The organism is Pseudomonas syringae (assembly GCF_021606685.1).
Classification (GTDB): Bacteria; Pseudomonadota; Gammaproteobacteria; order Pseudomonadales; family Pseudomonadaceae; genus Aquipseudomonas; species Aquipseudomonas syringae_R.
In genome coordinates, this window is sequence record NZ_WKCB01000017.1 from 60,152 (window position 1) to 83,001 (window position 22,850).

Annotated in this window: 18 protein-coding genes and 1 tRNA gene; 8 read left to right on the top strand and 11 right to left on the bottom strand. The window is 56.5% G+C overall.

Translation table 11 applies throughout. The features are described 5' to 3' along the window. Positions 1–42: 42 nt before the first annotated feature. Positions 43–3,480: an NACHT domain-containing protein gene (locus GIW02_RS09580; RefSeq protein ID WP_236410874.1), complete on the top strand. Its 3,438-nt coding sequence runs from the start codon at positions 43–45 to the stop codon at positions 3,478–3,480. A gap of 194 nt (positions 3,481–3,674) precedes the next feature. On the opposite strand, the gene GIW02_RS09585 is transcribed toward GIW02_RS09580, so the two are convergent. From GIW02_RS09585 to GIW02_RS09625, 9 genes are all read right to left on the bottom strand, one after another. Continuing rightward, on the bottom strand, positions 3,675–4,532 hold the full coding sequence (locus GIW02_RS09585) for a hypothetical protein (RefSeq protein ID WP_200624225.1): 858 nt from the start codon (positions 4,530–4,532) through the stop codon (positions 3,675–3,677). A 90-nt stretch (positions 4,533–4,622) separates the two neighbouring features. Beyond that, positions 4,623–7,511, bottom strand: coding sequence for a DUF927 domain-containing protein (locus GIW02_RS09590; protein ID WP_236421838.1), 2,889 nt, complete (start codon positions 7,509–7,511; stop codon positions 4,623–4,625). Continuing rightward, positions 7,508–7,780 (bottom strand): DUF3077 domain-containing protein, encoded by a 273-nt coding sequence (locus GIW02_RS09595; RefSeq protein WP_236410872.1) that lies wholly within the window; start codon positions 7,778–7,780, stop codon positions 7,508–7,510. The genes GIW02_RS09590 and GIW02_RS09595 overlap by 4 nt, the downstream gene beginning before the upstream one ends. Further along, positions 7,777–8,061, bottom strand: coding sequence for a hypothetical protein (locus GIW02_RS09600; protein ID WP_236410871.1), 285 nt, complete (start codon positions 8,059–8,061; stop codon positions 7,777–7,779). Before GIW02_RS09600 ends, GIW02_RS09595 begins: the two co-directional genes overlap by 4 nt. A gap of 529 nt (positions 8,062–8,590) precedes the next feature. After that, on the bottom strand, positions 8,591–8,896 hold the full coding sequence (locus GIW02_RS09605) for a hypothetical protein (protein ID WP_236410870.1): 306 nt from the start codon (positions 8,894–8,896) through the stop codon (positions 8,591–8,593). Further along, complete coding sequence (locus tag GIW02_RS09610) at positions 8,893–9,174, bottom strand: helix-turn-helix transcriptional regulator (RefSeq protein ID WP_200624230.1); 282 nt, start codon at positions 9,172–9,174, stop codon at positions 8,893–8,895. The genes GIW02_RS09605 and GIW02_RS09610 overlap by 4 nt, the downstream gene beginning before the upstream one ends. 100 nt (positions 9,175–9,274) lie before the next feature. Beyond that, positions 9,275–10,114 carry a hypothetical protein gene (locus GIW02_RS09615; RefSeq protein ID WP_236410869.1) on the bottom strand — a complete coding sequence of 280 codons (840 nt, stop codon included), beginning with the start codon at positions 10,112–10,114 and terminating at the stop codon, positions 9,275–9,277. 282 nt (positions 10,115–10,396) lie between these two features. Next, positions 10,397–11,632, bottom strand: coding sequence for a tyrosine-type recombinase/integrase (locus GIW02_RS09620; RefSeq protein ID WP_236410868.1), 1,236 nt, complete (start codon positions 11,630–11,632; stop codon positions 10,397–10,399). Between the two features lie 167 nt (positions 11,633–11,799). Then, positions 11,800–11,876 (bottom strand) — tRNA-Arg (locus GIW02_RS09625). Positions 11,877–12,247: 371 nt separating this feature from the next. Between GIW02_RS09625 and gabD the strand changes: the two genes are divergently transcribed. The 3 genes from gabD (at position 12,248) to GIW02_RS09640 (ending at position 16,498) form a co-directional block, all read left to right on the top strand. Next, positions 12,248–13,690 carry an NADP-dependent succinate-semialdehyde dehydrogenase gene (gene gabD / locus GIW02_RS09630; RefSeq protein ID WP_236410867.1) on the top strand — a complete coding sequence of 481 codons (1,443 nt, stop codon included), beginning with the start codon at positions 12,248–12,250 and terminating at the stop codon, positions 13,688–13,690. 181 nt (positions 13,691–13,871) lie between these two features. After that, positions 13,872–15,149, top strand: coding sequence for a 4-aminobutyrate--2-oxoglutarate transaminase (gene gabT / locus GIW02_RS09635; protein WP_236410866.1), 1,278 nt, complete (start codon positions 13,872–13,874; stop codon positions 15,147–15,149). A gap of 140 nt (positions 15,150–15,289) precedes the next feature. Continuing rightward, the gene (locus GIW02_RS09640) at positions 15,290–16,498 is read left to right on the top strand and encodes an HDOD domain-containing protein (protein WP_236410865.1); all 1,209 of its coding nucleotides are present in this window, start codon (positions 15,290–15,292) and stop codon (positions 16,496–16,498) included. 155 nt (positions 16,499–16,653) lie between these two features. Here GIW02_RS09640 and GIW02_RS09645 read toward each other — a convergent pair whose 3' ends face one another. Continuing rightward, positions 16,654–17,655 carry a sensor domain-containing diguanylate cyclase gene (locus GIW02_RS09645; protein WP_236410864.1) on the bottom strand — a complete coding sequence of 334 codons (1,002 nt, stop codon included), beginning with the start codon at positions 17,653–17,655 and terminating at the stop codon, positions 16,654–16,656. Between the two features lie 188 nt (positions 17,656–17,843). Beyond that, positions 17,844–19,028, bottom strand: a complete 1,185-nt coding sequence (desA, locus tag GIW02_RS09650; protein WP_236410863.1) for a delta-9 fatty acid desaturase DesA — start codon at positions 19,026–19,028, stop codon at positions 17,844–17,846. A gap of 166 nt (positions 19,029–19,194) precedes the next feature. Between desA and dibA the strand changes: the two genes are divergently transcribed. From dibA to GIW02_RS09670, 4 genes are all read left to right on the top strand, one after another. Then, positions 19,195–21,108 (top strand): phosphodiesterase DibA, encoded by a 1,914-nt coding sequence (gene dibA / locus GIW02_RS09655; RefSeq protein WP_236410862.1) that lies wholly within the window; start codon positions 19,195–19,197, stop codon positions 21,106–21,108. 301 nt (positions 21,109–21,409) lie between these two features. Beyond that, positions 21,410–21,592: a sulfur starvation response protein OscA gene (gene oscA, locus GIW02_RS09660; RefSeq protein WP_003170956.1), complete on the top strand. Its 183-nt coding sequence runs from the start codon at positions 21,410–21,412 to the stop codon at positions 21,590–21,592. 75 nt (positions 21,593–21,667) lie between these two features. Continuing rightward, entirely contained in the window at positions 21,668–22,678 is a 1,011-nt protein-coding gene (locus GIW02_RS09665; protein ID WP_131697009.1) for a sulfate ABC transporter substrate-binding protein, read from the top strand. Between the two features lie 92 nt (positions 22,679–22,770). Continuing rightward, positions 22,771–22,850: hypothetical protein (locus GIW02_RS09670; RefSeq protein ID WP_236421839.1), on the top strand; the 80-nt coding region annotated here is incomplete at its 3' end.

The window sequence follows — 22,850 nt, forward strand, 5'->3', positions numbered from 1 at the left end:
TGAGCTTGTAATTGTGCGTATTAATATCAGGAAGATAAAGAAATGACAGCAGTAGGACAGCGGGTGAATGCGGTTCCAGCATTAAGCAAAATTCTTGCCTCTGGTACTGAGGGGGGCAAAGAGTTTGGGAGGATAGTTGGCTTATTACTATTTAATGATGCAAAACGAAGGGGGGAAGAATTCAACCTGTTTGATGATGCTTCTGGAGACTTTGAAGGTCTGGACGGTTTTTCACGAACAAAACAATCTAGCAGTGCTATAGGATATCAATATAAATTTTTTTCTTCCCCTTTAAGTAATGATCATCGCCAGGAAATTATTAAGTCATTGGATAATGCTTTAGAACGCAATGAAACTCTGAATTTGGTAAGGTGGGTTCTAGTTACTCCGGATGATTTCAAAAATCCAGCGCAGCGTAAGGGAGGAGGCGACGTTGGATGGTTTGAAAAGTTGAAGGTGAAATATAAAGACAAGCTTGAGTTAGATCATATTGGCCATTCAAAACTTCAAGATCTGTTTCTTCAGACGCATCACTTGTGTTTATATTATTATCCGGGGCACGTAAATTTAGGGGTTGAAAGGCGAAAAACTATCCATGAGCTAAGAGCTCAGTATGATGAAAATATGCGTCGCAGATATGGACGGATTGAATTTGTTGGTATGTCTGTATACAAAGAGGAAACTTCTAGACGAATTCCTCTTGAGGATATCTACATTCCATTGTCTTTGGTTTCTGAACGAGCTAGTGAAGAGACTGATCAAACTCCGAGAATAGAAGCGCTTAGCCTTTTAGAACCAGGATCTCGATCTGTGATATTGGGTGATCCGGGGTCTGGCAAGTCTACATTGTTAGCCTTTTTAGCATTGGCAGGGATAAGCGAGCGACTGCAGTCTCGATGCGGTTACTTTGCAGATGGCAGGTTAACTATAGTTGTGACTTTGCGGCGCTATGCAGATGAGCTTAAGATTGACAAGAATTTATCCATTCTTGAATACGTTAGAAAAGTTGCGGAAGCTGACTTTAACTTGAGTGGTTTAAGCCCCGCTTTCTATGAGTATTATCTAGAAACTGGGCAGGCAGTTGTGCTTTTTGATGGGCTGGATGAGTTGCCGGGATACCAATTCAAGAACATTGTAAGGCATCGAGTTGAATCGTTTACATCTAATTTTCCGGGTAATACAATTATTTTGTCCTCTAGAATAGTTGGATATGAGGCCGAGGCGCGATTCGACGAATCTTATAACCACTTTCGAGTTGCCAAGCTAAAAATTGAGGAAGTGAAGAATTTTATTATCGATTGGTATTCTTTAAGAGTTGAGGACGTCAACGAGAGGGATAGAAACGCGAATGATCTAATCAGGGTGATTGTGTCTCCTGAAAGTGACTCAATCAGGGCTTTAGCTAGAAATCCATTGTTGCTCACTATCGTTGCTCTAGTGCATAGAATTGATGCGGTATTGCCTGATCAACGAGTAGTGCTCTATCAGAAGTGCACAGAGACACTGCTGAATACATGGTATAAGGCAAAGCGTAACGATGAAGAAGTAGTAAAGGGGCGAATTGAGCAGCGTAATCGAGTTAGAGTCGAATCAATTGCTTATTGGATGCATACCAGGAGCGTTCGCGCGCAAGGGCGTTCAGTTGCGGAGCATAAAGAGCTATTGGAGTTTTTAACTGACCATATAAAAAAGTATGAGTCTATTAAGGAGGCTGATGATCATGCCGAAGATCAGGCTGAGGCTTTCCTTTCTTTCATAAAAAACTCTGCTGGGTTACTTGTTGAAGCCGGTGACGGATTATATAGCTTTATTCACCTTACCTTTCAAGAATACCTTTGTGCGACTTACCTCCTGGCTTTCGGCGAGACTAGAGGAGCCCAGTCAATTTGGGATGAGTTACATGGTGCGTTACAAAATCCACGATGGAGAGAAGTAGTTCGTCTGTTAGTTGCAAGCCTAAAGTCTTCTTCCGGCAAGGCATTTTTTATTGATAAGCTTTTGGATGAACCTAGTTCCGCTAGTACGAGAGATACGGCACTGCTACTTTTGGGGCTTCTCAGAGATTCTATTGAAGCTGCGGAGCTTCGTGCTGAGGATATATTTTCCGTCACGCATAATGCACTCGCTTTATGTCAGGAGATAGAAGACTTTGTTGACTTGAAACAGTCTGTCGAAGGGCTTGTGACAAAAGATGCTATTAATCTCTCTCATGCATTGTCAGCATTTAATTCGCAGTTTCAAAGAGCCTCAGCTTCCAATAGGCTAAGGCTGGCATTAATAAGCTATTCTTTGGGTTATCCGGGTTTAGATGGAGGTTGCTCCGGTCTTGATATAAGTATGTCCGAAGAAACTTGTGCTGTGTTTAATGCGCTGGTTTTATCAAGGTCTGACTTTGTTGTTGGTGGCGGTCCATTGGGTAAGTTGAGGTATGTCTATAATGAATGGGCTACTAAGAACTCTGAGGCAAATGCGGCATCAACTGTTGGTCTTGGTGTTTTGATGCTTCTTGATCCATCTAATCAAGCGGAAAAATTATTCGATCGAGAACTGTTTCTAATGTTCTCTAGAAATTTTGGTCCACATCATGATCATGGCTTGCACCTCGCGGCAATCGCCTGCGCATCGACTACCATGCATCCTACGATGATCAAAGCATTAGGTAATGCACTTCGCGGTTCTAGCCATACTAATAAGAAGCAAGTTAGGTCATTTTTGGCGCCTGCAATCAAAGTTTGGCTTAGTGAGAACCTATCACGACCAACGGGTGTGGAAAGGTTTTATGATGCCCTGGATGAGCGTCAGAAATTCGAAGAGTCAGGGATAAAATTTGAAGATGAGAGGAGGTTGATGCGTCGCGGTCGAAGTCAGGCTTTTCCAATATCTTCGTTGAGAAGAAGTCTAGTAGGTACCAATGGATCGTACGATGACTCTTACTGGGAGGGGATCAGGAAAACGGATGTTTTCTCGAATTACTTAGTTCCGTCGTTAGAGGTCGCTTTTGAGGAGAGCTTTGATTTTTATTGGGGCGAAGCTTTTAGAGGTTCGCTGAAGTTGTTGCCGTTAAGTTTTAATAAGTACTTTGATCCTGATGAATGGCTAGATTTGGCGGTCAGGATTAAAGATGGTAAATATAGCGTTGATGATGTGAACTTTGCGGCGTGGTTAATATTGTATGATGTTTGGGTCTACCTTCGTAAAGGCTATGATGAGGAGAGTATGTCTCCAATTGCAGAGTTAATTTCCATTGTTTCAGGATTAGATGAGCCGAAAATAAAGTTATCAATTGTCCTTCGCAGCTCTTTTTTTAATAGCACAGAGTCTGTCGGGGGGTTGTCAAGTTTGCTGGCTTCTGACGAAAGAGTCATGGAGGTTTTAGAAACGATTGGGTGGCCGAGTGCGGCTTTAATTACAAAAGTGAAGGCCAGTAGGCGTAATTCTTTACATGCGAACAATGTCGAGGACGATGTCGTCGAAATTTAGTATTGAGCCAAGCTGACAAGTGATGTTGGCTTGGTTTTTTGTATCCTGCGGCTTAACGTGTAGCTGGTTGGAGTGTAGACGGCTACCAGTTCAGAACAGATTCAGAATAACGGCATGGTCGCTGCAGTTGCGCATCTGTCCAGTCGTGCTGATGGGTGGAGTAAACAGCCCGCGAGAGCGGGCTGATTTCGGGGTTACGCGGCGATTAGGTCGTCAAGGGAAATATTACGGGCCGCAGCTGCCAAATCGGAACGATTAAGTCTTGAATGGAAAGGGCCGAAGCGAGGCACCTCTAGTCCAGACAAGGCATCGCCCATTCCTCCTTTTAGGTAGCTGAGGGCAATTATTCGGGCGCCTACAGCGAGAAGTTGCTCGGTCGCAGCGTTCCATTCCTCGTTAAAGGCAAACCCGACCGCGTTCAATACTGCGGTCTTGGCTTCATCTGCACGTTGGCGGGCATTCGTGATTTGAGCCTCAAGAGTATCAAGCTCGACTTGGAGAGCACTGAGGATAAGGTCTTGCCTTCTGACCTGCTCGTCCGTTGTTGCCAATTGCTTAGCCGCCTTTTGCATTTCGCCGCTTGCTGATTTTTCCCCTTCGGCGTCACCGCTTGCCAGGCTTTTGGCGTAGTACGTTGCAGCGTCGCGCTCGGCTTGTTGCGCCTTTTCCAGGGATTGATTGGCTTCTGATTGAATTGTCTGAAACCGCTCACTCAAGTGCGTTTTTTTCCGTTCCAGCGCTTCGACTTCAGCTGTTGCATCGGTCATCGCTTGAATCGCATCAGTTTTGATCTGATCAATTTTTTCAAGCTGCTCCAGGTGCTTAATTTTCCGATTAATTGATGCGAGCTCGCCTGGAATCACATGTATCCGGGCTTCGACGCTTGAAACTTTCTCCATAGCCTCGCGACCCTCCGGGCTCCCAATTACGTTGCCATTCGCACTGAATCCGCTGGGTGCGTTGCGCCATTCGGCCTCCAGTTTCGGCAGGCTTTCTTCCAGTGTTTCCAGTTCTTGAATCAAAGCGGCTTGTTGCTGTTTTAGCTGGTTCATGTTGCGTTCCTAAAGGCGAGAGGTTGATTGGTTTTTTTTCGTTGGCGGGCCAGGCCAAAGTGAGCCTGCATTCCTCATGGCGCTGCCGTTTTAGGCCGCCTGGGCGCCGTGATCACCTTGTTCTGGCACTGCGATAACCACATAGCAACGCTGCAAGCCCAGCCCAGGTAGTCGCACTGCGGTCGAAGCTTTGCCATCCTTTCCCGGCTCTAAAACGCCTCGTCGCAGGAGCTCTTTGTTAACCGCACTCAGGTTCATGCCTCGGAAGATTTCGGAGCGCCATGCTTCCGGCAGCACGTAGTAGGTGTTGGTGGTGTGCAGGGCATCGCCCATGCCGTATTCCATCGTCTTGCGAAAGCCCAACCGGTCAATCGTGCGTGGGCCGTGTTCGTCGATCTTGGCGGCGGCAGATTCCCAGCGGGTAAAGCGGCTTTCTCCAAAGCGCTCGATGACCTGGCGCAGTCGAGTCAAGATCGCATCACCCTCGAAATTTCCGGCGCCGCCACGCTCGGCTAGCCACGCATGCAGGCAAACCCGTGCAGCGGTCGTGGCCGTGCCATCCGGCCAGCCGGTGACGCCGAAGGCGGTAGCCAACTCTCCGGCCGCTGCTGCGAGCCCAAAGCGGAGGGCGGCACGTTGCGCCTGACCACTGGCCGACGCCGGCAGGTTTTGGGTGATGAACTGCTCCACCGTGCGGCGAATGATCACCGACCACCTGAGCATTTCTCCTGGCGCGCACAGTGCGTGCAGGAAGGCGCTGAGGGGTGTGCCGTAGTATTTGGCTACACGGGCCTTGAGCGCATCGGAGAGGGCGGCTGCGTCTTCAAATCCGTTCAGCACATCGAACATGCCGAGACCTTTGCTCGCATCGGCAGGGACGGCAAGCATGCGCACCTCCATACCGGCTTTCAGCTCCTTGTTGGCATCCGCCATGTGCTGCGCCAACGTCTTCTCGCCGGTCGAGAGAAACAGCAAGCGCCACTCCTGCACCTGTCGGCCCGCTTGTCCTCGATCATTCGCCCGGGCTTTACCAGTGCCATTGCCGAGCATGTACACCGTCTCGCCAATAATGCGCGGGTCACACATGCCGATTTCATCCAGTACCAGGAGCCCGTCTGAATGGGCGGCTGCGATGGACTCCAGGGCGTTATCTGTCGAGCGCCATGAACGCACTAGGCGCGGCCCGCCATAAACCGAGGCGGCAACTTGTAGGTGAGTGGTCTTGCCCCCGGAGCTGTCGCCGTAGAGGTGGAAGCCGCCCGACTCATGCCCCAGCAGGTTCAACAGAGGACCAGCAAAGGCCACAGAGACGACAAACGCCAAGCGATGGTTGCCAACGCACAGTACGCCGATTTGCTGCTGCCACTGCTCCAGAGAGCCCGCCTCGCTGATCGGTGGCAGCTGGGCACCTGCCTCATAAAAATGCAGGTGTTCGGCATGCGAGCCAATCTGTTGTTCGGGCAATAGAAACGCCTTGTCGTGCCAACCCAAGCGCGTTACCAAGCGTGCGCGCTGGGCGCTATCGAAGCCGCCGAGATAGCTCTGCAGATCATTGCGTGCGTTACGCCCAGATCGACTTCCTGCAAGGCGCAAACCCATATCTACCAGTGGCCCGAGTACGTCCTTGCCGAAGTCGCCGGTCATGGTCCGGGCTGGAATGTTCCAACGTTTTTTAGTGCCGTCCGGGTCATCGAACTCAACCAACAAGCCCCAGTTGTGGCCCTTGTCGTCGCGAGTGCGAGCGATGATTTCGAGAGGCGAACACACGGGGCGTGCCTCACCATCGTCGCCGGAATAAAACACCCCTTCAGCGGTCAGGCGAAATCCGCCCGGCAACAGATCATTTCTCGATTTCGCGGGGCGTTTGGTGGGCGCCGTGGCCTTCAGTTGTTGAAATTCGGTTGGCTCAGCGGCACCGCCGAAAAACTCACCGCTGCGCACCAACTCGGCTACGTGGCCAGCGGTCCAGCCTTTGGCTAATGCGTCTGCTGCATCGTCGCCGTCTGCCCATTTTCCACCTTTGACGAGTGTCGGCTTGCCGCCTTTGCTGCTGGGCTTGAGCTTGAACAGATCGAGGGAGATTCGTTGCACCGAAGCGGCGCCCAGCTCAATCAACTTGAGCTCGATGGCGTCCATGCAGGTCTTGCCGCTGGCATCGTTATCCGGCCACAGCACAACGCTTCGCCCTTTGAGTGGCGTCAGATCGGCCTTGTGCCAAGAGTTGGAACCGTTCGGCCAGCAGGTGGCCACGTGTTCGGGCATCAGCTCGGCAGCGGCATCAGATGCTTTTTCACCCTCACACAGCACCACAGGCGCATCGATACGCTGTGCCAGCTCATCCAGGCGCAGCAATGGCCGAGGCTCAGGCAATCCTTGCCAGCGCCATTGTGTGGTTTGCCCATCGGAGCGCTTGCACCAGGTCAGCGGTGCAAAGACCTTCCTCGGTTTGCCGTCTTCATTGGGGCCCAGATCAAAGCGATACAGCGCCATGACCGGCTGGCCCTGAGCATCGCGATAGATCCACACTTTGGACGGAACACCGTGTTGTCGGTGTTTGGTTGGACACTTGTTCATGGCCTCGGCCGGGATCGGTTGAATCGCGATCCACTCCGGCGTTGCGCTTTTGGCCGGTGCGCTTTTGGTGGTCGCGGAACCAGCGGAGACGTTGAGCAGATCCGCCAGTTTTTTGCAGGCTTCAACGTCCGTGCCGCCGTCGATGTAGCGCACCAAATCGATCAGGTCTCCGCCCTTATCGCCGGTGGCAAAATCCGCCCAGGTGCCTTTGCTCAAATTGACCTTGAGTGAGCCTGCACGTTTGTCCGTGCGCGTCGGGTTTGGTGCGGTGTATTCCTTGCCACCATCGACGCGTTTGCCGTTCGGCAGCCAGTGCGCAAGCACACGGTCGATGTGCTTCAGGGCAACGCTTTTTACGTCGGCAAAGCTGGGGCGTTTTGAGGTGTTGCCGGTGCGTTGAGTCATAGGGCGGCCCTCGACTCAAGCAACGCCTCGTTCACGTCGTCGATTAGCGCCTTAGCCATCTCGCCGAGGTAGAACGCAGGCCAACTAAAGCGCTCGCCCGCATCGCTGATGGCGGCGTCAAGGATCAGTTGATTGGCGTGGTGCAGAATTTGGGAGACGGCTTCAAGTGCGTCCTCCAGTGGGATACCGGCATTCACCCGAAACAGGTTTTGGCCGTTACCGTTGGCAGGAGAAAACTCGGGGCGTCCACGAGTGCTGGAGTGGGTCATAGCGCACCGCCTTTCTGGCTCATCGGCACAGAAGAGGCATCACCGTACATGGTGAGTGTTTTGATCAAACCCAAAGTGCCGCGCACGTCCCAAATAACAGACGAGAGCACGCGGTTGGAGAGCAGGGGTTTATCCCCGTCTAAGTGGTCCTCCAGCAGCATTAGAACGGAGTCGGCACGTTCGAGCGCACAGGTGATGGCGTCGATAGGCAGACCTGCTTCGGCGTCCTGGCTGACGCAGAGGAGATCCTCGGGCAGTGCAAAGCCTGGGAGCATGTTCATTGGGCACCCCCTGCGGCTTCCAGCGCGCGAGCCTTGGACATATGGGCGTTGTAACGGGAGAGGCGTGTAGCGAGGCTGGAGTTTGCGTGTAAAGCGGCGAGAGCCATTGCTCGATGAGCGGCGGCGCGAATTTTGGAGGGATTGAGGGCGTGCATGTGGTGAGCTCCTACTTTCAGACTGGAGCCGCCACCGTCCTTCCTACGGGATTGGGTGGCAGCTGTGCACGGGGTAGGAATACCGGGATAGTAGGCACCCGGCCAGGCCGAAGCCTGCCCGCACACAGCCGCCATAACACGTAACTGCGGACGAAAAAAAACGCCGGCAGTTGTGATCTGGGCGCTGATGCGCCTACTAGTTATCGGGTTCCTACGCCCGGTCGCTGAATTTGCAGCGACAAGCGAAGAGTAACGTTCGTTTTTTGAAAGTGCAACTGTGCTGATAGCTTGCGGAATTTTTTGATGCGGCATAAATTGATTAGGCATGTAGATTTACCTCAACGCCTCCGGTTGCCGCCGGGGGCGTTTTCATTTCAGGCATGGATTTCCCAGCTCAGGGAAACAAAGGGCAAGAACTCGCTATCGAGGCAAGCGCGTGCATCTTCGTAGGCGTCTATTTGTTGGCCTTCGTCTACGATGATTGCCCGGGGGGCTTGGCAGGGAACTGACAATGTGCACCAGATGCCGTCTGCCCATCGCATCACCATCACGTCCCGATTCAGGCGTTTTTGCTCAGTGCGGTAGCGTTCGAAGCGCTGCATCCACCGAGGCGTGAATCCGACTGTTCTGAGTACAGAAAAGGGCTGCAAAATGGCCTTATTGGCGACTCGATTTTTCATGCTGCCACCTGGTCGCGAGCCTCTATGCGACTTCGTGCCCATGTTTGGATTTCAGATAAAACCCAAGCTACGGGTGCACCGCGAGCGTTGCTGTTGCTCAGTTTGACAGGCAGGGGAAAGCCGCTATCTGTGCGCTGCATGAGTTTGTAGATGGTGGAACGCTTCATGCCCACGATCCGCTCGACCTCGGGCATACGGATCAATGTCGAAGATGCGTCAAAGATGGGGTTTTGAATGGTTGGGCTAAAGCCAGGGAGTTCGGTGGTAGAGGCTTTCATAGGTCTTGCTCTCGACTGGTTAGGACTGAGAGCAATGATCTAGGTCGAGGTCGGAGGTGAGCAGTTCACTTCCAATTGAAATCCGATTGAAATTTCTGGCTTACAGTACGAAATAGCGTTTGAGAATAGCCTCAACTCTTTTGCGAGATAAGGATTTTTCGGTCTCAAGTGCAATCCACTCAGGCCGTTGTTTTGGAGGGTTTGCGACCTCACGCTGTAGCCAGGCATGTACCTTCGTTGCGACGTTACGTTTGGGCATCCCCGCTGCGCGGTAGTGATGTCCCTGTTTAACTAGCGCGGCGTCTCGAACGCTAATCTCATCGTTACGCTCCATCCCGCTAATGAGGCCGCCTTTTTTGCGGATGGCATTTCTGATCGCTCGTTCGGCGATGGGTATTAGTTCATCGTCGGCCAGGCAGTGTAGGGATGTGATCGGTTTGAGATAGAGGGCGTAATCATCAAGTGTTTGAATGCGCTCATCCGGATCGATCTGCATCTCGACGAACTCGCAGTAGAGAGCCCTCGGCCAGTCGGTGGGAGCTTCAGAGGCATGAGACCAAGCCTCTTGATCAGCTGTCTGCATCCAGTTGGCTAACGTTTCCAGCGCTTTTACGGCACAAGCCATGATGTATGCAGAATGAGCATCACGCTCTGATGCCGAGTAGCAATTGCTGTACAGGCGGACCCAATGCGCGAGGCGTGCACTAGTGTCGGTGGAGGCATACTGAAAAATTGTCTCCTCATGGATCGTCGTCTGAATGCACATGCTGGCAAGATCTTTGTTGATATCGTCACCATGAATGCGCAGAAAGCATTGGTCGATCAAACGGCAGGCGTCAGCGACCTGCTCACGGCAGAGGTCATAGAGCGGTTGCGTAGAGAGATAACTGAACAAGCCTCGGCTTAACGCCAAATGCAAAATGAGTTGGTGATCATTCATTGCCAACTGTCTCAGGCACCGTGTAACGGGGAGTCCCGCGCCCTGCATTCAAAGCGAGTAGCCAGCGAAAGCCGTTTTGTAGGCGCAGGTTTAGACCGCTTGCCCACAGCAGGCGTGTAAAGACTTTGGCGTTACACGCAAGGGCAGTGTTACATCGCATGTACGTTAAGCTGCTGAACTGTGTAACGGGCGTGAAAGCCAATGAATTCGGGCACTTGGCGATGGGCGTTACAAGAGTAACACCCGTTACACCGGTTTTAGAGCGGGGTTGGGTATGTGCTCTCATACTGTCTTTCCAAATTGCCCCTGCACGACATTTCCACTCACTAGGGCATCAAGGTGATCGGAGTACCACTGCATCATCACTCTGCGCTGAGGCAGGTACACCGCTTTGTTATAGACCCCGGCAATCCCCTCCTTTGCATGAGAGAGCTGGGCCTCAATGTGATTCTCATCGAAACCTTGCTCATTGAGTATTGTGCTCGCGATGTGACGAAAGCCGTGGCCTGTTTGCCGACCGGCATACCCCAGTCTGCGGAGTGCCATCAGAAAGACGGTGTTGCTACGGGGGATTGTCCTGTCTTTCCTGCCGGGAAATAGTAGAGGGTACCCACCTGTCAGTGTCCGTAACTCCGTGAGTGCTTCGACTGCCTGTCGAGAGAGAGGCACTACATGTTCGCGTCGACGCTTCATTCGTTCGGCAGGGATCGTCCATAACTTTTTGGAGAGATCGATTTCTGACCAGCGTGCTTCTCGAATCTCGCTCGGACGCGATGCTAATAAGGAAAGCAAGCGAAGCCCTATACGAACGTCCTTTGCGTGAGGGTAGGAGTTGATCGCTCGAAGTAGCGCAGGCAGTTCTTCAATCGAAACGTGTGCATAGTTTTCAGCGCTACGTGATTGCAGGAATTTGCTGAGACCTTCAAGGGGGTTGTGGACGGCTCGTCCTGTTACGCGGGCCAGGTCATAGATCTCTTTGCAAAAGGCGCGAACTCGGCCCATTTGCTCAATGATCCCCTTCTGCTCCATGCCGCGTAGAAACTCCATCCACTCCAGGGGCAGTATTTCTGTGTATACGCGTTTGCCGAACACGGGGAACACGTGAAGCTCCAGTGCGCCAAGCACTCGTCGAGACGTACCTGACTCCCAGCTTTTGCGTCTGGCCTCAAACCACTCACGGCCTAACGCTTCAAAAGTGTTGTTAGCAGCGACCTGGTCTGCAACCTTCCGAGCTTGTTTGCTCACCAATGGATTTTTGCCGGTCGATGCATCTTCCCGCAGTTGGGCTGCTTTCTGTCTCGCCAAAGAACCACTGATTTCCGGGTATCCGCCGAGGCCTAACCAAGACCATTTACCGTCTGGCTTTTTATAGCGCAGCTCCCACGATTTTTGCCCGTTAGGTTTTACCCGGAAGTACAGACCATTCCCGTCCTGCTCCCTATACGTAGCGTGCTCAGGCTCCAGGCCTGCAAGCGTGGTGTCTGCTAAGGGGCGGCGTTTGATTTCAGAGCGCTTCACTTCCTGTATGCCTCCAGTTATAGGAATCTCAAAGCATACACGTGGGCATACACGGCGGGAAGTTATAGGGGTAGACAGGGACGGATAGCCAGAAACAAGAAAGCCCGCACAGGGCGGGCTTCTTGGGGTGTTTCGTAGACTGTTTGAGACAGCCCGAGACTGCTATATGGTGCACCCGGCGGGATTCGAACCCACGACCCCTGCCTTCGGAGGGCAGTACTCTATCCAGCTGAGCTACGGATGCTTGTGCGGGCGACATCATACCCATGTCGCCCTTGGGCGTCCATGCTGGTCTTTGGCCGTTTATACGTAGGAATTAGCCCGGCAGAGGCCCTGGTCCGGGTGCCGATGATCGATGTGCTGGAACCTGGCTGAAACACGCTGATCAGAAAGTTTCGGCAAATGCGCCGTTTTCGTTCTTTTTTTCGAACAGACTATTGCCCTGTACCCCCATTGATCCTAGGATTCGTTTGAGATTTCAAACGCTCTGTCTCCCGTGCGCCGTTCATTCAAGCTTGCGTGCTGGGGCTGATTTCCCTGACGGCAGCCCACAAGGCGCCTTTCAACAACTCTAATTCGCTCCGCGTGCGCGCGGTGCTGTTAAGGAAACCCGACATGCAGCTCAAAGATACCCAGTTGTTCCGCCAGCAGGCCTTTATCGATGGCGCTTGGGTCGATGCGGACAACGGTCAAACCATCAAGGTCAACAACCCTGCCACGGGCGAGATTCTCGGCACCGTGCCCAAGATGGGCGCCGCCGAAACCCGTCGCGCCATCGAAGCGGCCGACAAGGCCCTGCCGGCCTGGCGTGCACTGACCGCCAAGGAGCGCGCCAATAAGCTGCGCCGTTGGTTCGAGCTGCTGATCGAAAACCAGGAAGACCTCGGTCGCCTGATGACCCTGGAGCAGGGCAAGCCGCTGGCCGAAGCCAAGGGCGAAATCGTCTACGCCGCGTCCTTTATCGAGTGGTTCGCCGAAGAAGCCAAGCGTATCTACGGTGATGTGATCCCCGGCCACCAGCCCGACAAGCGCCTGATCGTGATCAAGCAGCCGATCGGCGTGACCGCTGCGATCACCCCGTGGAACTTCCCGGCGGCGATGATCACCCGTAAAGCCGGCCCGGCCCTGGCCGCCGGTTGCACCATGGTGATCAAGCCCGCCTCGCAAACCCCGTTCTCGGCCCTGGCGCTGGTCGAGCTGGCGCACCGCGCCGGTATCCCCAAAGGCGTGCTGAGCGTGGTCACCGGCAGCGCCGGCGACATCGGCGGTGAGCTGACCAGCAACCCGATCGTGCGTAAATTGTCCTTCACCGGCTCGACCGAAATCGGTCGCCAGCTGATGGCCGAGTGCGCCAAGGACATCAAGAAAGTCTCCCTGGAGCTGGGCGGCAACGCGCCGTTTATCGTGTTCGACGACGCCGACCTGGATAAGGCCGTCGAAGGCGCGATCATCTCCAAGTACCGCAACAACGGCCAGACCTGCGTCTGCGCCAACCGCCTGTACATCCAGGATTCGGTGTACGACGCGTTCGCCGAGAAACTCAAGGTGGCCGTGGCCAAGCTCAAGATCGGCAACGGTCTGGAAGACGGCACCACCACCGGCCCGCTGATCGATGAAAAGGCCGTGGCCAAGGTTCAGGAACACATTGCAGATGCCCTGAGCAAAGGCGCCAAGCTGCTGGCTGGCGGCAAGGTGATGGAAGGCAATTTCTTTGAGCCGACTATCCTGGTCGACGTGCCGAAAAACGCCGCTGTCGCCAAGGAAGAAACCTTCGGCCCACTCGCGCCGCTGTTCCGCTTCAAAGACGAAGCCGACGTGATCGCGATGGCCAACGACACTGAGTTCGGCTTGGCGTCCTACTTCTACGCCCGCGACCTGGGCCGTGTGTTCCGCGTGGCTGAAGCCCTGGAATACGGCATGGTCGGTGTCAACACCGGCTTGATCTCCAACGAAGTGGCGCCGTTCGGCGGCATCAAGGCCTCCGGCCTGGGCCGTGAAGGCTCCAAGTACGGGATCGAGGATTACCTGGAAATCAAATACCTCTGCCTGGGCATCTAAGCTCGGCGAGAGATCGCAGCAAACACAAAGGGCACGAGAGCGCTGACCCTTTGTGTGTTTCAAGACGTTATTAAGAGTGGCCGGGAACGCTGTGGCAGTCGATCATCGCATGCTGCCGCAGTTGCCTCCCGCCACGTATTCCTTGGACCGCGCCACCCGATGAGTGGCGAATGAGGACTTTATGAGCAAGACCAACGCATCCCTGATGAAACGCCGCGAAGCCGCTGTACCGCGCGGTGTTGGCCAGATTCACCCGATCTTCGCCGAATCCGCGAAGAACGCCACCGTGACCGACGTTGAAGGTCGCGAGTTCATCGACTTCGCCGGCGGTATCGCCGTGCTGAACACCGGCCACGTGCACCCGAAAATCATCGCCGCCGTGACCGAACAACTGAACAAGCTGACCCACACCTGCTTCCAGGTTCTGGCCTACGAGCCTTACGTGGAACTGTGCGAAAAAATCAACACCAAGGTCCCTGGTGATTTCGCCAAGAAAACCCTGCTGGTCACCACCGGTTCCGAAGCGGTTGAGAACGCTGTGAAAATCGCTCGCGCCGCCACTGGCCGTGCCGGCGTGATCGCCTTCACCGGTGCTTACCACGGCCGCACCATGATGACCCTGGGCCTCACCGGCAAAGTCGTGCCGTACTCGGCGGGCATGGGCCTGATGCCGGGCGGTGTGTTCCGCGCGCTGTTCCCGAACGAGCTGCACGGTGTGAGCGATGACGACTCCATCGCCAGCATCGAACGCATCTTCAAGAACGATGCCGAGCCGCGTGATATCGCTGCCATCATCATCGAGCCGGTACAGGGTGAAGGCGGTTTCTACGTCGCGCCTAAATCCTTCATGAAGCGCCTGCGCGAACTGTGCGACAAGCACGGCATCCTGCTGATCGCCGACGAAGTGCAAACCGGTGCCGGCCGTACCGGTACGTTCTTCGCCATGGAGCAGATGGGTGTTGCCGCCGACCTGACCACCTTCGCCAAATCCATCGCCGGCGGCTTCCCGCTGGCCGGTGTGTGCGGCAAGGCTGAATACATGGACGCCATCGCTCCAGGCGGCCTGGGCGGCACCTACGCCGGTAGCCCGATCGCCTGCGCCGCCGCCCTGGCGGTAATGGAAGTGTTCGAAGAAGAGCACCTGCTGGACCGCTGCAAGGCTGTCGGCGAGCGCCTGGTGACTGGCCTCAAGGCCATTCAAGCCAAGTACCCGGTGATCGGTGAAGTGCGTGCCTTGGGCGCGATGATCGCGGTCGAGCTGTTCGAAGATGGCGACAGCCACAAGCCCAACGCTGCAGCCGTGGCCTCCGTGGTGGCCAAGGCGCGTGACAAGGGCCTGATCCTGCTGTCCTGCGGCACCTACGGCAACGTGTTGCGTGTACTGGTGCCGCTGACCTCGCCGGACGAGCAACTGGACAAAGGTCTGGCGATCATTGAAGAGTGCTTCTCCGAGTTGTAATCGAAAGCTGATTTGATCGACCTAAAAAAACCCGCTCAGGCGGGTTTTTTTATGCCCGTTGCTGCACATTCAGGTGTTGTTCATTGTACGTAGGCAGCTGCATTGACTAAGGTGCAAGCATTGCCGATGGAGCGTGCAGGATGAGTGCCGTTGATTTGCCCGCTGTACCCCGAGTGTTGATTGCCGAAGCGGACCCCTGGTCGCGGGATCTGCTCAAGCAAGTGTTATTGAATGTGCGCTGCGACGCGCGGCTGGATGTGTGTGCCGATGGGCAGCAGGCCGCAACGTTGCTGCGTGAGAAGGCCTACGACTTGATCCTGGCGGATTGGGAGTTGCCGGGCGTCGATGGCTTGAGTCTGCTGCGCAACGTGCGTCAGGCGCGACGCTCGCCGTTGCTGCCGTTCATTTTGCTGAGCAGTCGCAATGACAGCGCCAGCGTGCGCGAAGCCCTGCCACTGGCGCCCACCGCCTACCTGACCAAACCCCTGAATATGGAAGGCCTGACGCAGCGCCTGCAAGATCTGCTGCTGAACGAAGGTGAGAGTGTGTATTGCGAGATTGCGCCGCTGGCGCCGGGCATCACCTTGCCGGTGTTTCTGGAGCGCCGTCGCGAAGCCTCCGACGGTGCGCCGCTGCGGGTCGACGTGAAAGCTGCCGTGCAACACAGCCTCGGGCCTGACGGCCTGGACCTCAAGCTGCTGGCAGACCAGGTGCGCATGGACCCGCAAATCACCGCCGTCCTGATCGCCGCCGCCAACAGCGCCGGTCATCACGGCACTCCGGTGCAGACCCTGCCCGCGGCACTGCACAAGCTGGCGGCCGGGCAAAGCATGAACCTGATCCTTGGCCTGGCCCTCAAGCACAACGTGGTGCTGGGCGACCCGGCGCTGCTGGCATATGCCGAGCGTTACTGGCAATTGTCGCTCGATACCGCCGACTACGCCCGCGGCCTGGCGCGCATGCTGGAGCTGGACCACGAGCGCTGCTACTGCGCCGGCATCTTGCATCGGCTCGGCGATTTGGCCTTGTTGCGTTGCCTGGAAGACTGGCGCCAGGGCGGTGGCGCGCTGGATGATGAGGCGATTGGCGAGGCGCTCTACACCTTTGGCGCGGCCTATGGTTCGGCGCTGCGCGCCCGCTGGCGCCTGCCGTTGGAGCTGCGCCAGTTGATCGCTGCGACCTATTCACTCGAGGGCGGGGTGTACGCCCGTGATGCGCTGGTGGTGAACCTGGCGGCGCAAATGGCGCGGTTGACCGAGCACCAAGGGCTGGAAGCGTTGGCGGCGGGCAAGACCGCGCGGTTGCTCAAGGTTGGGTTGGCCGAGCTGGAGCGGGTGCGCAAGGCCTAATCTTCAATGAGTTCAAAAGTGGGAGGGGCGGTGCGACGATTCGACTTGCCCCCGATGAGGGAGTGTCAGTCAACCAATAAGTGCCTGACACACCGCTATCGGGGGCAAGTCGAATCGTCGCGCCGCCCCTCCCACATTTGTCCGGTGTATATCCTTCAGCCCGCGACGACCCGATTCTTGCCCAGGCGCTTGGCCTCATACATGGCTGCATCGGCCCGGGCGAACAGGCTGTCGAGGGTCGAGTCGGCTTCGCGCAGGTTGGCCAGGCCCTGGCTGATCGTTACGCTGAACGCCTGGCCTTCGAAGCTGAAACTCAGCTCTTGAATCTCCTTGCCCAGGCGTTCGGCCACTTGCAACGCCATCTCGGGTGCACACCCCGGCAGTACGGCGGCGAACTCTTCGCCGCCAATGCGCCCGAACAGGTCGCCACGGCGCAATACGCCTCGACCGCTCTCGGCGATACGCCGCAGCACTTGGTCGCCCTCCAGGTGGCCGTAGGTGTCGTTGACGTCCTTGAAGTCATCGATGTCCAGCAGCAGGAAGGCCAGCGGGGCGCCTTGGACGCAGGCAGTGTCGAACGCCTGGTTGGCGCATTCGAAGAAGTGCCGACGGTTGCTGCTCTGGGTCAACACGTCGGTGGTGGCGAGGCGGTGCAGTTCCAGTTCCAGCTGTTTCTTTTCGGTGATGTCCTCGGCCATGCCCACCACGATCAGTGGCTCGCCCGGCTCCACCTGCTGGTTGATGTAGCACTTGTCGCTAAGCCAGCGTATCTGCCCGTCAGCGGTGATGATGCGGTACTCGCGGTCTTCCACGGCGCCCTGTTCGAGCACGCGGGCCAGGCTGTGTTCTGCGTAGTCGAGGTCTTCGGGGTGGATGCTGTTGCGCCATTCCCGGTGGTCGGCAAGCAACAAGCCGGCAGAGCGGCCGAATACCCGCTCGTAAGCCGGGCTCACGTACAGCACGCGACGCGTCTCCCAGTCGATGGCCCACAGCACGGCGTTCACGCTGACCAGCAACGAACTCAGGAGCTGCTCGCGTTCGCTCAACCGCTCGACTTCTCCTTGGGCATGCATCAGCGCAAGCAGGGTCGCAGCGGCAGCCGGACGCGGGCTGTCAGCGACGGGAGGATCGGGCAAGTAGGGTTTTTCGTGAACCATCGGCACAACTCTCTCTGGGCGCGCCGCAGGGTGGAGCAGCGGTCACAACAAGGGGCCACCATGATGGCGAAGTGTTGATTGAGAGAGGCGAATTGCAGTGAAGTTCCGTCAACGGTACCGATTAGCGGTGCCCGGTAAATGACGTCAAAAAGCCGCTGAGTGGGAGGGCGAGCCCTCCCACGGCACGGTCAGGCCGCCGCAGGACGCAGCGAATAGGTCTTCAATTGGTGGGCAAAATCCCGCAGGGACTGGATGCCGCTGGCCTCGGCCTCATGCACCCATTCCTTGATGGCCGCCAGCATATCGTGGCCGTTCGAGCTGGTCTTGAGCCAGATCTGCTGCAGTGCCAGGCGCTTTTCGTAGATCACTTTCAGTGCCTGGCTGTGTTCCAGCAGGCTCTGGATGCGCACGTGGTGGCGGTCATCCAGCAGGCTGGTCTCACGTGACAGCAAACGCTTGGCGCGGTGGAACTGGTGACGCACCGAGTGATCGACTTTTTCCAGCTCCTGCTTGACCAGCGGGCCGATCACCAACTTGCGGTACTGGGCCATGATCTGGAAGCGGTTGTTGAGGATCGCCATGGCGGTGTCCATGTCCAGGTGGCCCTTGCCCTCCACGCGGTGGGCGATTGGCGCAACGCGTTGCACCTTGGCCAGGCGCAGGAAGCTGAACACCTTGATCCACGCCCAGCCCAGGTCGAACTCCCACTTCTTCACCGACAGCTTGGCGGAGTTGGGGTAGGTGTGATGGTTGTTATGGAGTTCTTCGCCGCCAACGATGATGCCCCACGGCACCAGGTTGGTGGCGGCGTCACGGCATTCGAAGTTGCGATAGCCCACGGCGTGCCCCAGGCCGTTGATCACGCCGGCGGCCCAGAACGGAATCCACATCATCTGGATCGCCCAGATGGTAATGCCGATGGTGCCGAACAGCATCAGGTCGATCACGCCCATGATCGCCACGCCCAGCAGCGGGTAGGGGGTGTAGAGCTTGCGTTCGATCCAGTCGTCCGGGCAGTTCTTGCCGTAGATGCGCAGCGTCTCGGGGTTTTCCGCCTCGGCGCGGTACAGCTCGGCGCCTTTGCGCAGCACTGTGGACAGGCCCTTGATGACCGGGCTGTGCGGGTCATCGACGGTTTCGCATTTGGCGTGGTGCTTGCGGTGGATGGCCGTCCACTCGCGGGTGTTCTGCGCCGTGGTCAGCCACAGCCAGAAGCGGAAGAAGTGTTTCAGGCCGGCATTGAGCTCCAGGGAGCGATGGGCTGAATAGCGATGCAGATAAACCGTGACCCCGACAATGGTCACGTGGGTCATCAACAGAGTGACTGCAACCAGTTGCCAGGCTGACAAGTCAAGAAAACCGTTGTACCACATAGGCTGTATGGCCCTCAGATAAAGAAAAGAACAGCTCACGCATTATCACTAAGCCTACACAGAAAACCAGCCGCCCTTTCAGATAGGAGTGACGGGATGTTTCTTATTCTATAATCCGCAGCCTTTGTGGGGCGATTCTGTTTTTCGGGTAAGGATTACTGAACATATGCTGTTTTCATACCGAGGTGCCCTGCGTGCGGGGCTGGTATACCTGCTGATTTCGATTGTGTGGCTCCAGCTCAGCCAGCATTTATTGATCAACTTTCTCGATGACCCGCGAGAGTTGGGGCACTGGTTGCAGGTGCGCGGCTACGTGTGGGTGGCCGTCAGCGCGTTAGCTATCTACCTGATGGGCAGCCGTTTTGCCCGGGCCCACGCGTTGCAACAACCGCACGAGGCAAACCGCGAACGCCTGCGCCAGGCCGCCGCAGTGTTCGATTGCACCCGCGAAGGCGTGCTGGTCACCGACGCACAGGGCCTGATCGTGCATGTGAACCGGGCCTTTATGGCGATCACCGGTTATCAGCGTGAAGACGTCATGGGCCAGCAGCCCAGCTTGTTCAAGTCCGGTCGCCATTCGTCGAATTTTTATCAGCAGATGTTCCAGAGCCTGGAGCGTAACGGCGAATGGAGCGGTGAGATCTGGAACCGGCGCAAAAGCGGCGAGATCTACCCGCAGTGGCAGACCATCCGGGTGATCCACGATGACCAGGGCCACATCAGCCACTACGTCGCAGTGTTTTCCGATATCACCGCGATCAAGGATTCTGAGCACGAACTGGCCCACCTGACCCATCACGACCCTTTGACCGACCTGCCCAACCGCCTGCTGTTCACCGACCGGGCCGAGCAGGCGCTGGCCTCGGCGCAGTACCACAAGCGCGGCTGCGCCCTGTTGCTGCTGGATCTGGACCACTTCAAGATCATCAACGACAGCCTCGGCCATAACGTCGGCGACCAGTTGCTCAAGCTGGTGGGCGAACGGCTCAAAGGCTTGTTCGACCCCGGCGTGACCCTGGCGCGCCTGGGCGGGGATGAATTCGCAGTGCTGGCGGAAAGTTGTCCACAGGTGATGCAGGCGGCGGCGATGGCGCAGCGCATGCTCGACGCGATGAAACAGCCGTTCGTGTTTGATGGCCATCAGCTGTTTATCAGCGCCAGCATCGGCATCAGCCTGTTCCCCAACGACGCCCTGAGCGCCGAGCAGCTGCTGCGCAATGCCGATTCCGCGCTGTTCAAGGCCAAGAGCACGGGCCGCGAAGGTTATGCCCTGTACACCGAAGAACTCACCGCCCACGCGCAGAACCGGGTGGAAATCGCCAGCGAACTGCGCCGCGCCCTCCATCAGCAGGAATTACGCGTCTTTTACCAGCCGGTGCACGACCTGCGGGGCAGCCGCTTGATCGGCGTCGAAGCGTTGGTGCGCTGGCAACATCCGGAACGCGGGTTGGTGCCGCCGGGCGAGTTCATCCCCATCGCCGAGCGCACCGGGCTGATTGCCGATATCGACGCCTGGGTGATGGACCAGGCTTGCCGCCAGATGTGCCAATGGCTGGCCGACGGCATGCCGCTGAGCTTTATCGCGATCAACGTGTCCAGCCGCCTGTTTGCCCGGCGCGAGCTGTACGAGCAAGTGGCCCAGGTGCTGCACGACACTGGCCTGGACCCCGCTTTCCTTGAGCTGGAAGTCACCGAAAGCGCGGTGATGGACGACCCGGAAGTCGCCCTGGAGCAACTGCACCGCCTGCGCGAGCTGGGTTTGCGCCTGGCCATCGATGATTTCGGTACCGGCTATTCCTCGTTGCTGCGCCTCAAGCGGTTGCCGGTGCAGAAGCTCAAGATCGACCAGGGGTTTGTCGCCGGCTTGCCATGGGACGAAGATGATGCGGCGATTGTGCGTGTGGTGATCGCTCTGGCCAAGAGCATGGGCATGCAGGTGCACGCCGAGGGCATCGAGCAAGTGGAGCAGGCGCGGTTCCTGCTGGAGCAGCAGTGCGATTTGGGGCAGGGGTATTGGTTCGGGCGGCCGGTGCCGGCAAATGAATTGGATTGGGACCGCGCGCCCTCTATCAGAACTTGAAATACAGTCAAAATGTGGGAGCGGGCTTGCTCGCGAAAGCGGTCTGTCAGTGACAGGTGTTACAACTGAACCACCGCATTCGCGAGCAAGCCCGCTCCCACATTCAGATCTTGGCTCGGCTTATTTCCGAGGGCGAGCCCGCAAAACTCGCCGCAACCCCACGCCCCATCAGAAAATTCTTTCTGGTTATATAAACATTCTTAAATAGTATTTTTAAGAATATCCGCGCTTATCTACTATCGCCCTCACGCCGCAAGCAGTGCCGCCACTGCGAGGCACTATTCATTTCAGGAGCGAGACCATGAGCGCATCTCTACGTAGCGTCGACGGCCAGGACGAAGCAGCCATTTTGCGTGAGATCCAGAGCGCATTGCGCGATCTGCGGTTTGGCGCGGTGGAAATCACTGTGCATAACGCCCAAGTGGTACAGATTGAACGCAAGGAAAAATTCCGTCTGCAGAACCCGGGTAACAAACCGAGCTAAGCCGTCACGGTGATTCGCACGCTAGACCCGCAACTATAAGAAAAAGCCAACACCCAAGAATTTCAGGAGCTTTCTATGTCGTCGATTCGCCGTTATGCCCTGGCCGCCCTGGCCAGTGCCGTGTTTGCCGGTTCCGCCGTTGCCAAGGACTACGAGTTGCTCAACGTCTCGTACGACCCTACCCGTGAGCTGTACCAGGACTACAACGCTGAGTTCACCAACTTCTGGAAACAGTCCCACCCTGGCGATAACGTAAAAATCCAGCAATCCCACGGTGGTTCGGGCAAGCAAGGCCGGGCGGTGATCGACGGGCTGCGCGCCGACGTCGTCACCCTGGCCCTGGCCGGTGACATCGACGAAATCGCCAAGCTCGGCAAGACCCTGCCGGAGAACTGGCAGACCCGCCTGCCGGACGCCAGCACCCCGTACACCTCGACCATCGTGTTCCTGGTGCGCAAGGGCAACCCTAAAGGCATCAAGGACTGGGGCGACCTGATCAAGAAAGACGTGTCCGTGATCACGCCGAACCCGAAAACCTCCGGCGGTGCCCGCTGGAACTTCCTCGCCGCCTGGGCCTATGGCCTCAAATCCGGTGGCAGCGAAGCCAAGGCCCAGGAATACGTGAAAGAGCTGTTCAAGCACGTGCCGATCCTCGACACAGGCGCGCGCGGTTCGACCATCACCTTCGTCAACAACGGTCAGGGTGACGTGTTGCTGGCCTGGGAAAACGAAGCGTTCCTGGCCCTCAAAGAAGACGGCGGCGCCGACAAGTTCGACATCGTCGTACCGTCGCTGTCGATCCTCGCGGAGCCGCCGGTGGCCGTGGTCGACAAGAACGCCGAGAAAAAGGGCAACACCGAAATCGCTACTGAGTACCTGAAGCACCTGTACAGCCCGGCTGGCCAGGAGATTGCGGCGAAGAACTTCTACCGCCCACGCGATGAGAAAGTCGCTGCCAAATACGCCCAACAGTTCCCGAAACTGGACCTGGTGACTATCGACAAAGACTTCGGCGGCTGGAAAACTGCCCAACCGAAATTCTTTAACGACGGTGGCGTGTTCGACCAGATCTACACGGCGCAGTAAGCCAAAGTACCTGTAGGAGCCCGCTTTCTGTGGAAAGGCTCCTACTGTGGCGTGCTCCTGCAGTGGTTTCTACCTTTTAACCAAGGACTCTTATGTCGCGTCGTATTTCCCCCGTCATACCCGGCTTCGGGCTGACGCTGGGCTACACCGTGGTGTACCTCAGCCTGATCGT

Coding starts and splice junctions, on each gene's coding strand:
- GIW02_RS09580 (WP_236410874.1), top strand. CDS start 43: ATGACAGCAGTAGGACAGCGGGTGAATGCGGTTCCAGCATTAAGCAAA.
- GIW02_RS09585 (WP_200624225.1), bottom strand. CDS start 4,532: ATGAACCAGCTAAAACAGCAACAAGCCGCTTTGATTCAAGAACTGGAA.
- GIW02_RS09590 (WP_236421838.1), bottom strand. CDS start 7,511: ATGACTCAACGCACCGGCAACACCTCAAAACGCCCCAGCTTTGCCGAC.
- GIW02_RS09595 (WP_236410872.1), bottom strand. CDS start 7,780: ATGACCCACTCCAGCACTCGTGGACGCCCCGAGTTTTCTCCTGCCAAC.
- GIW02_RS09600 (WP_236410871.1), bottom strand. CDS start 8,061: ATGAACATGCTCCCAGGCTTTGCACTGCCCGAGGATCTCCTCTGCGTC.
- GIW02_RS09605 (WP_236410870.1), bottom strand. CDS start 8,896: ATGAAAAATCGAGTCGCCAATAAGGCCATTTTGCAGCCCTTTTCTGTA.
- GIW02_RS09610 (WP_200624230.1), bottom strand. CDS start 9,174: ATGAAAGCCTCTACCACCGAACTCCCTGGCTTTAGCCCAACCATTCAA.
- GIW02_RS09615 (WP_236410869.1), bottom strand. CDS start 10,114: ATGAATGATCACCAACTCATTTTGCATTTGGCGTTAAGCCGAGGCTTG.
- gabD (WP_236410867.1), top strand. CDS start 12,248: ATGCAGCTCAAAGATACCCAGTTGTTCCGCCAGCAGGCCTTTATCGAT.
- gabT (WP_236410866.1), top strand. CDS start 13,872: ATGAGCAAGACCAACGCATCCCTGATGAAACGCCGCGAAGCCGCTGTA.
- GIW02_RS09640 (WP_236410865.1), top strand. CDS start 15,290: ATGAGTGCCGTTGATTTGCCCGCTGTACCCCGAGTGTTGATTGCCGAA.
- GIW02_RS09645 (WP_236410864.1), bottom strand. CDS start 17,655: ATGGTTCACGAAAAACCCTACTTGCCCGATCCTCCCGTCGCTGACAGC.
- desA (WP_236410863.1), bottom strand. CDS start 19,028: ATGTGGTACAACGGTTTTCTTGACTTGTCAGCCTGGCAACTGGTTGCA.
- dibA (WP_236410862.1), top strand. CDS start 19,195: ATGCTGTTTTCATACCGAGGTGCCCTGCGTGCGGGGCTGGTATACCTG.
- oscA (WP_003170956.1), top strand. CDS start 21,410: ATGAGCGCATCTCTACGTAGCGTCGACGGCCAGGACGAAGCAGCCATT.
- GIW02_RS09665 (WP_131697009.1), top strand. CDS start 21,668: ATGTCGTCGATTCGCCGTTATGCCCTGGCCGCCCTGGCCAGTGCCGTG.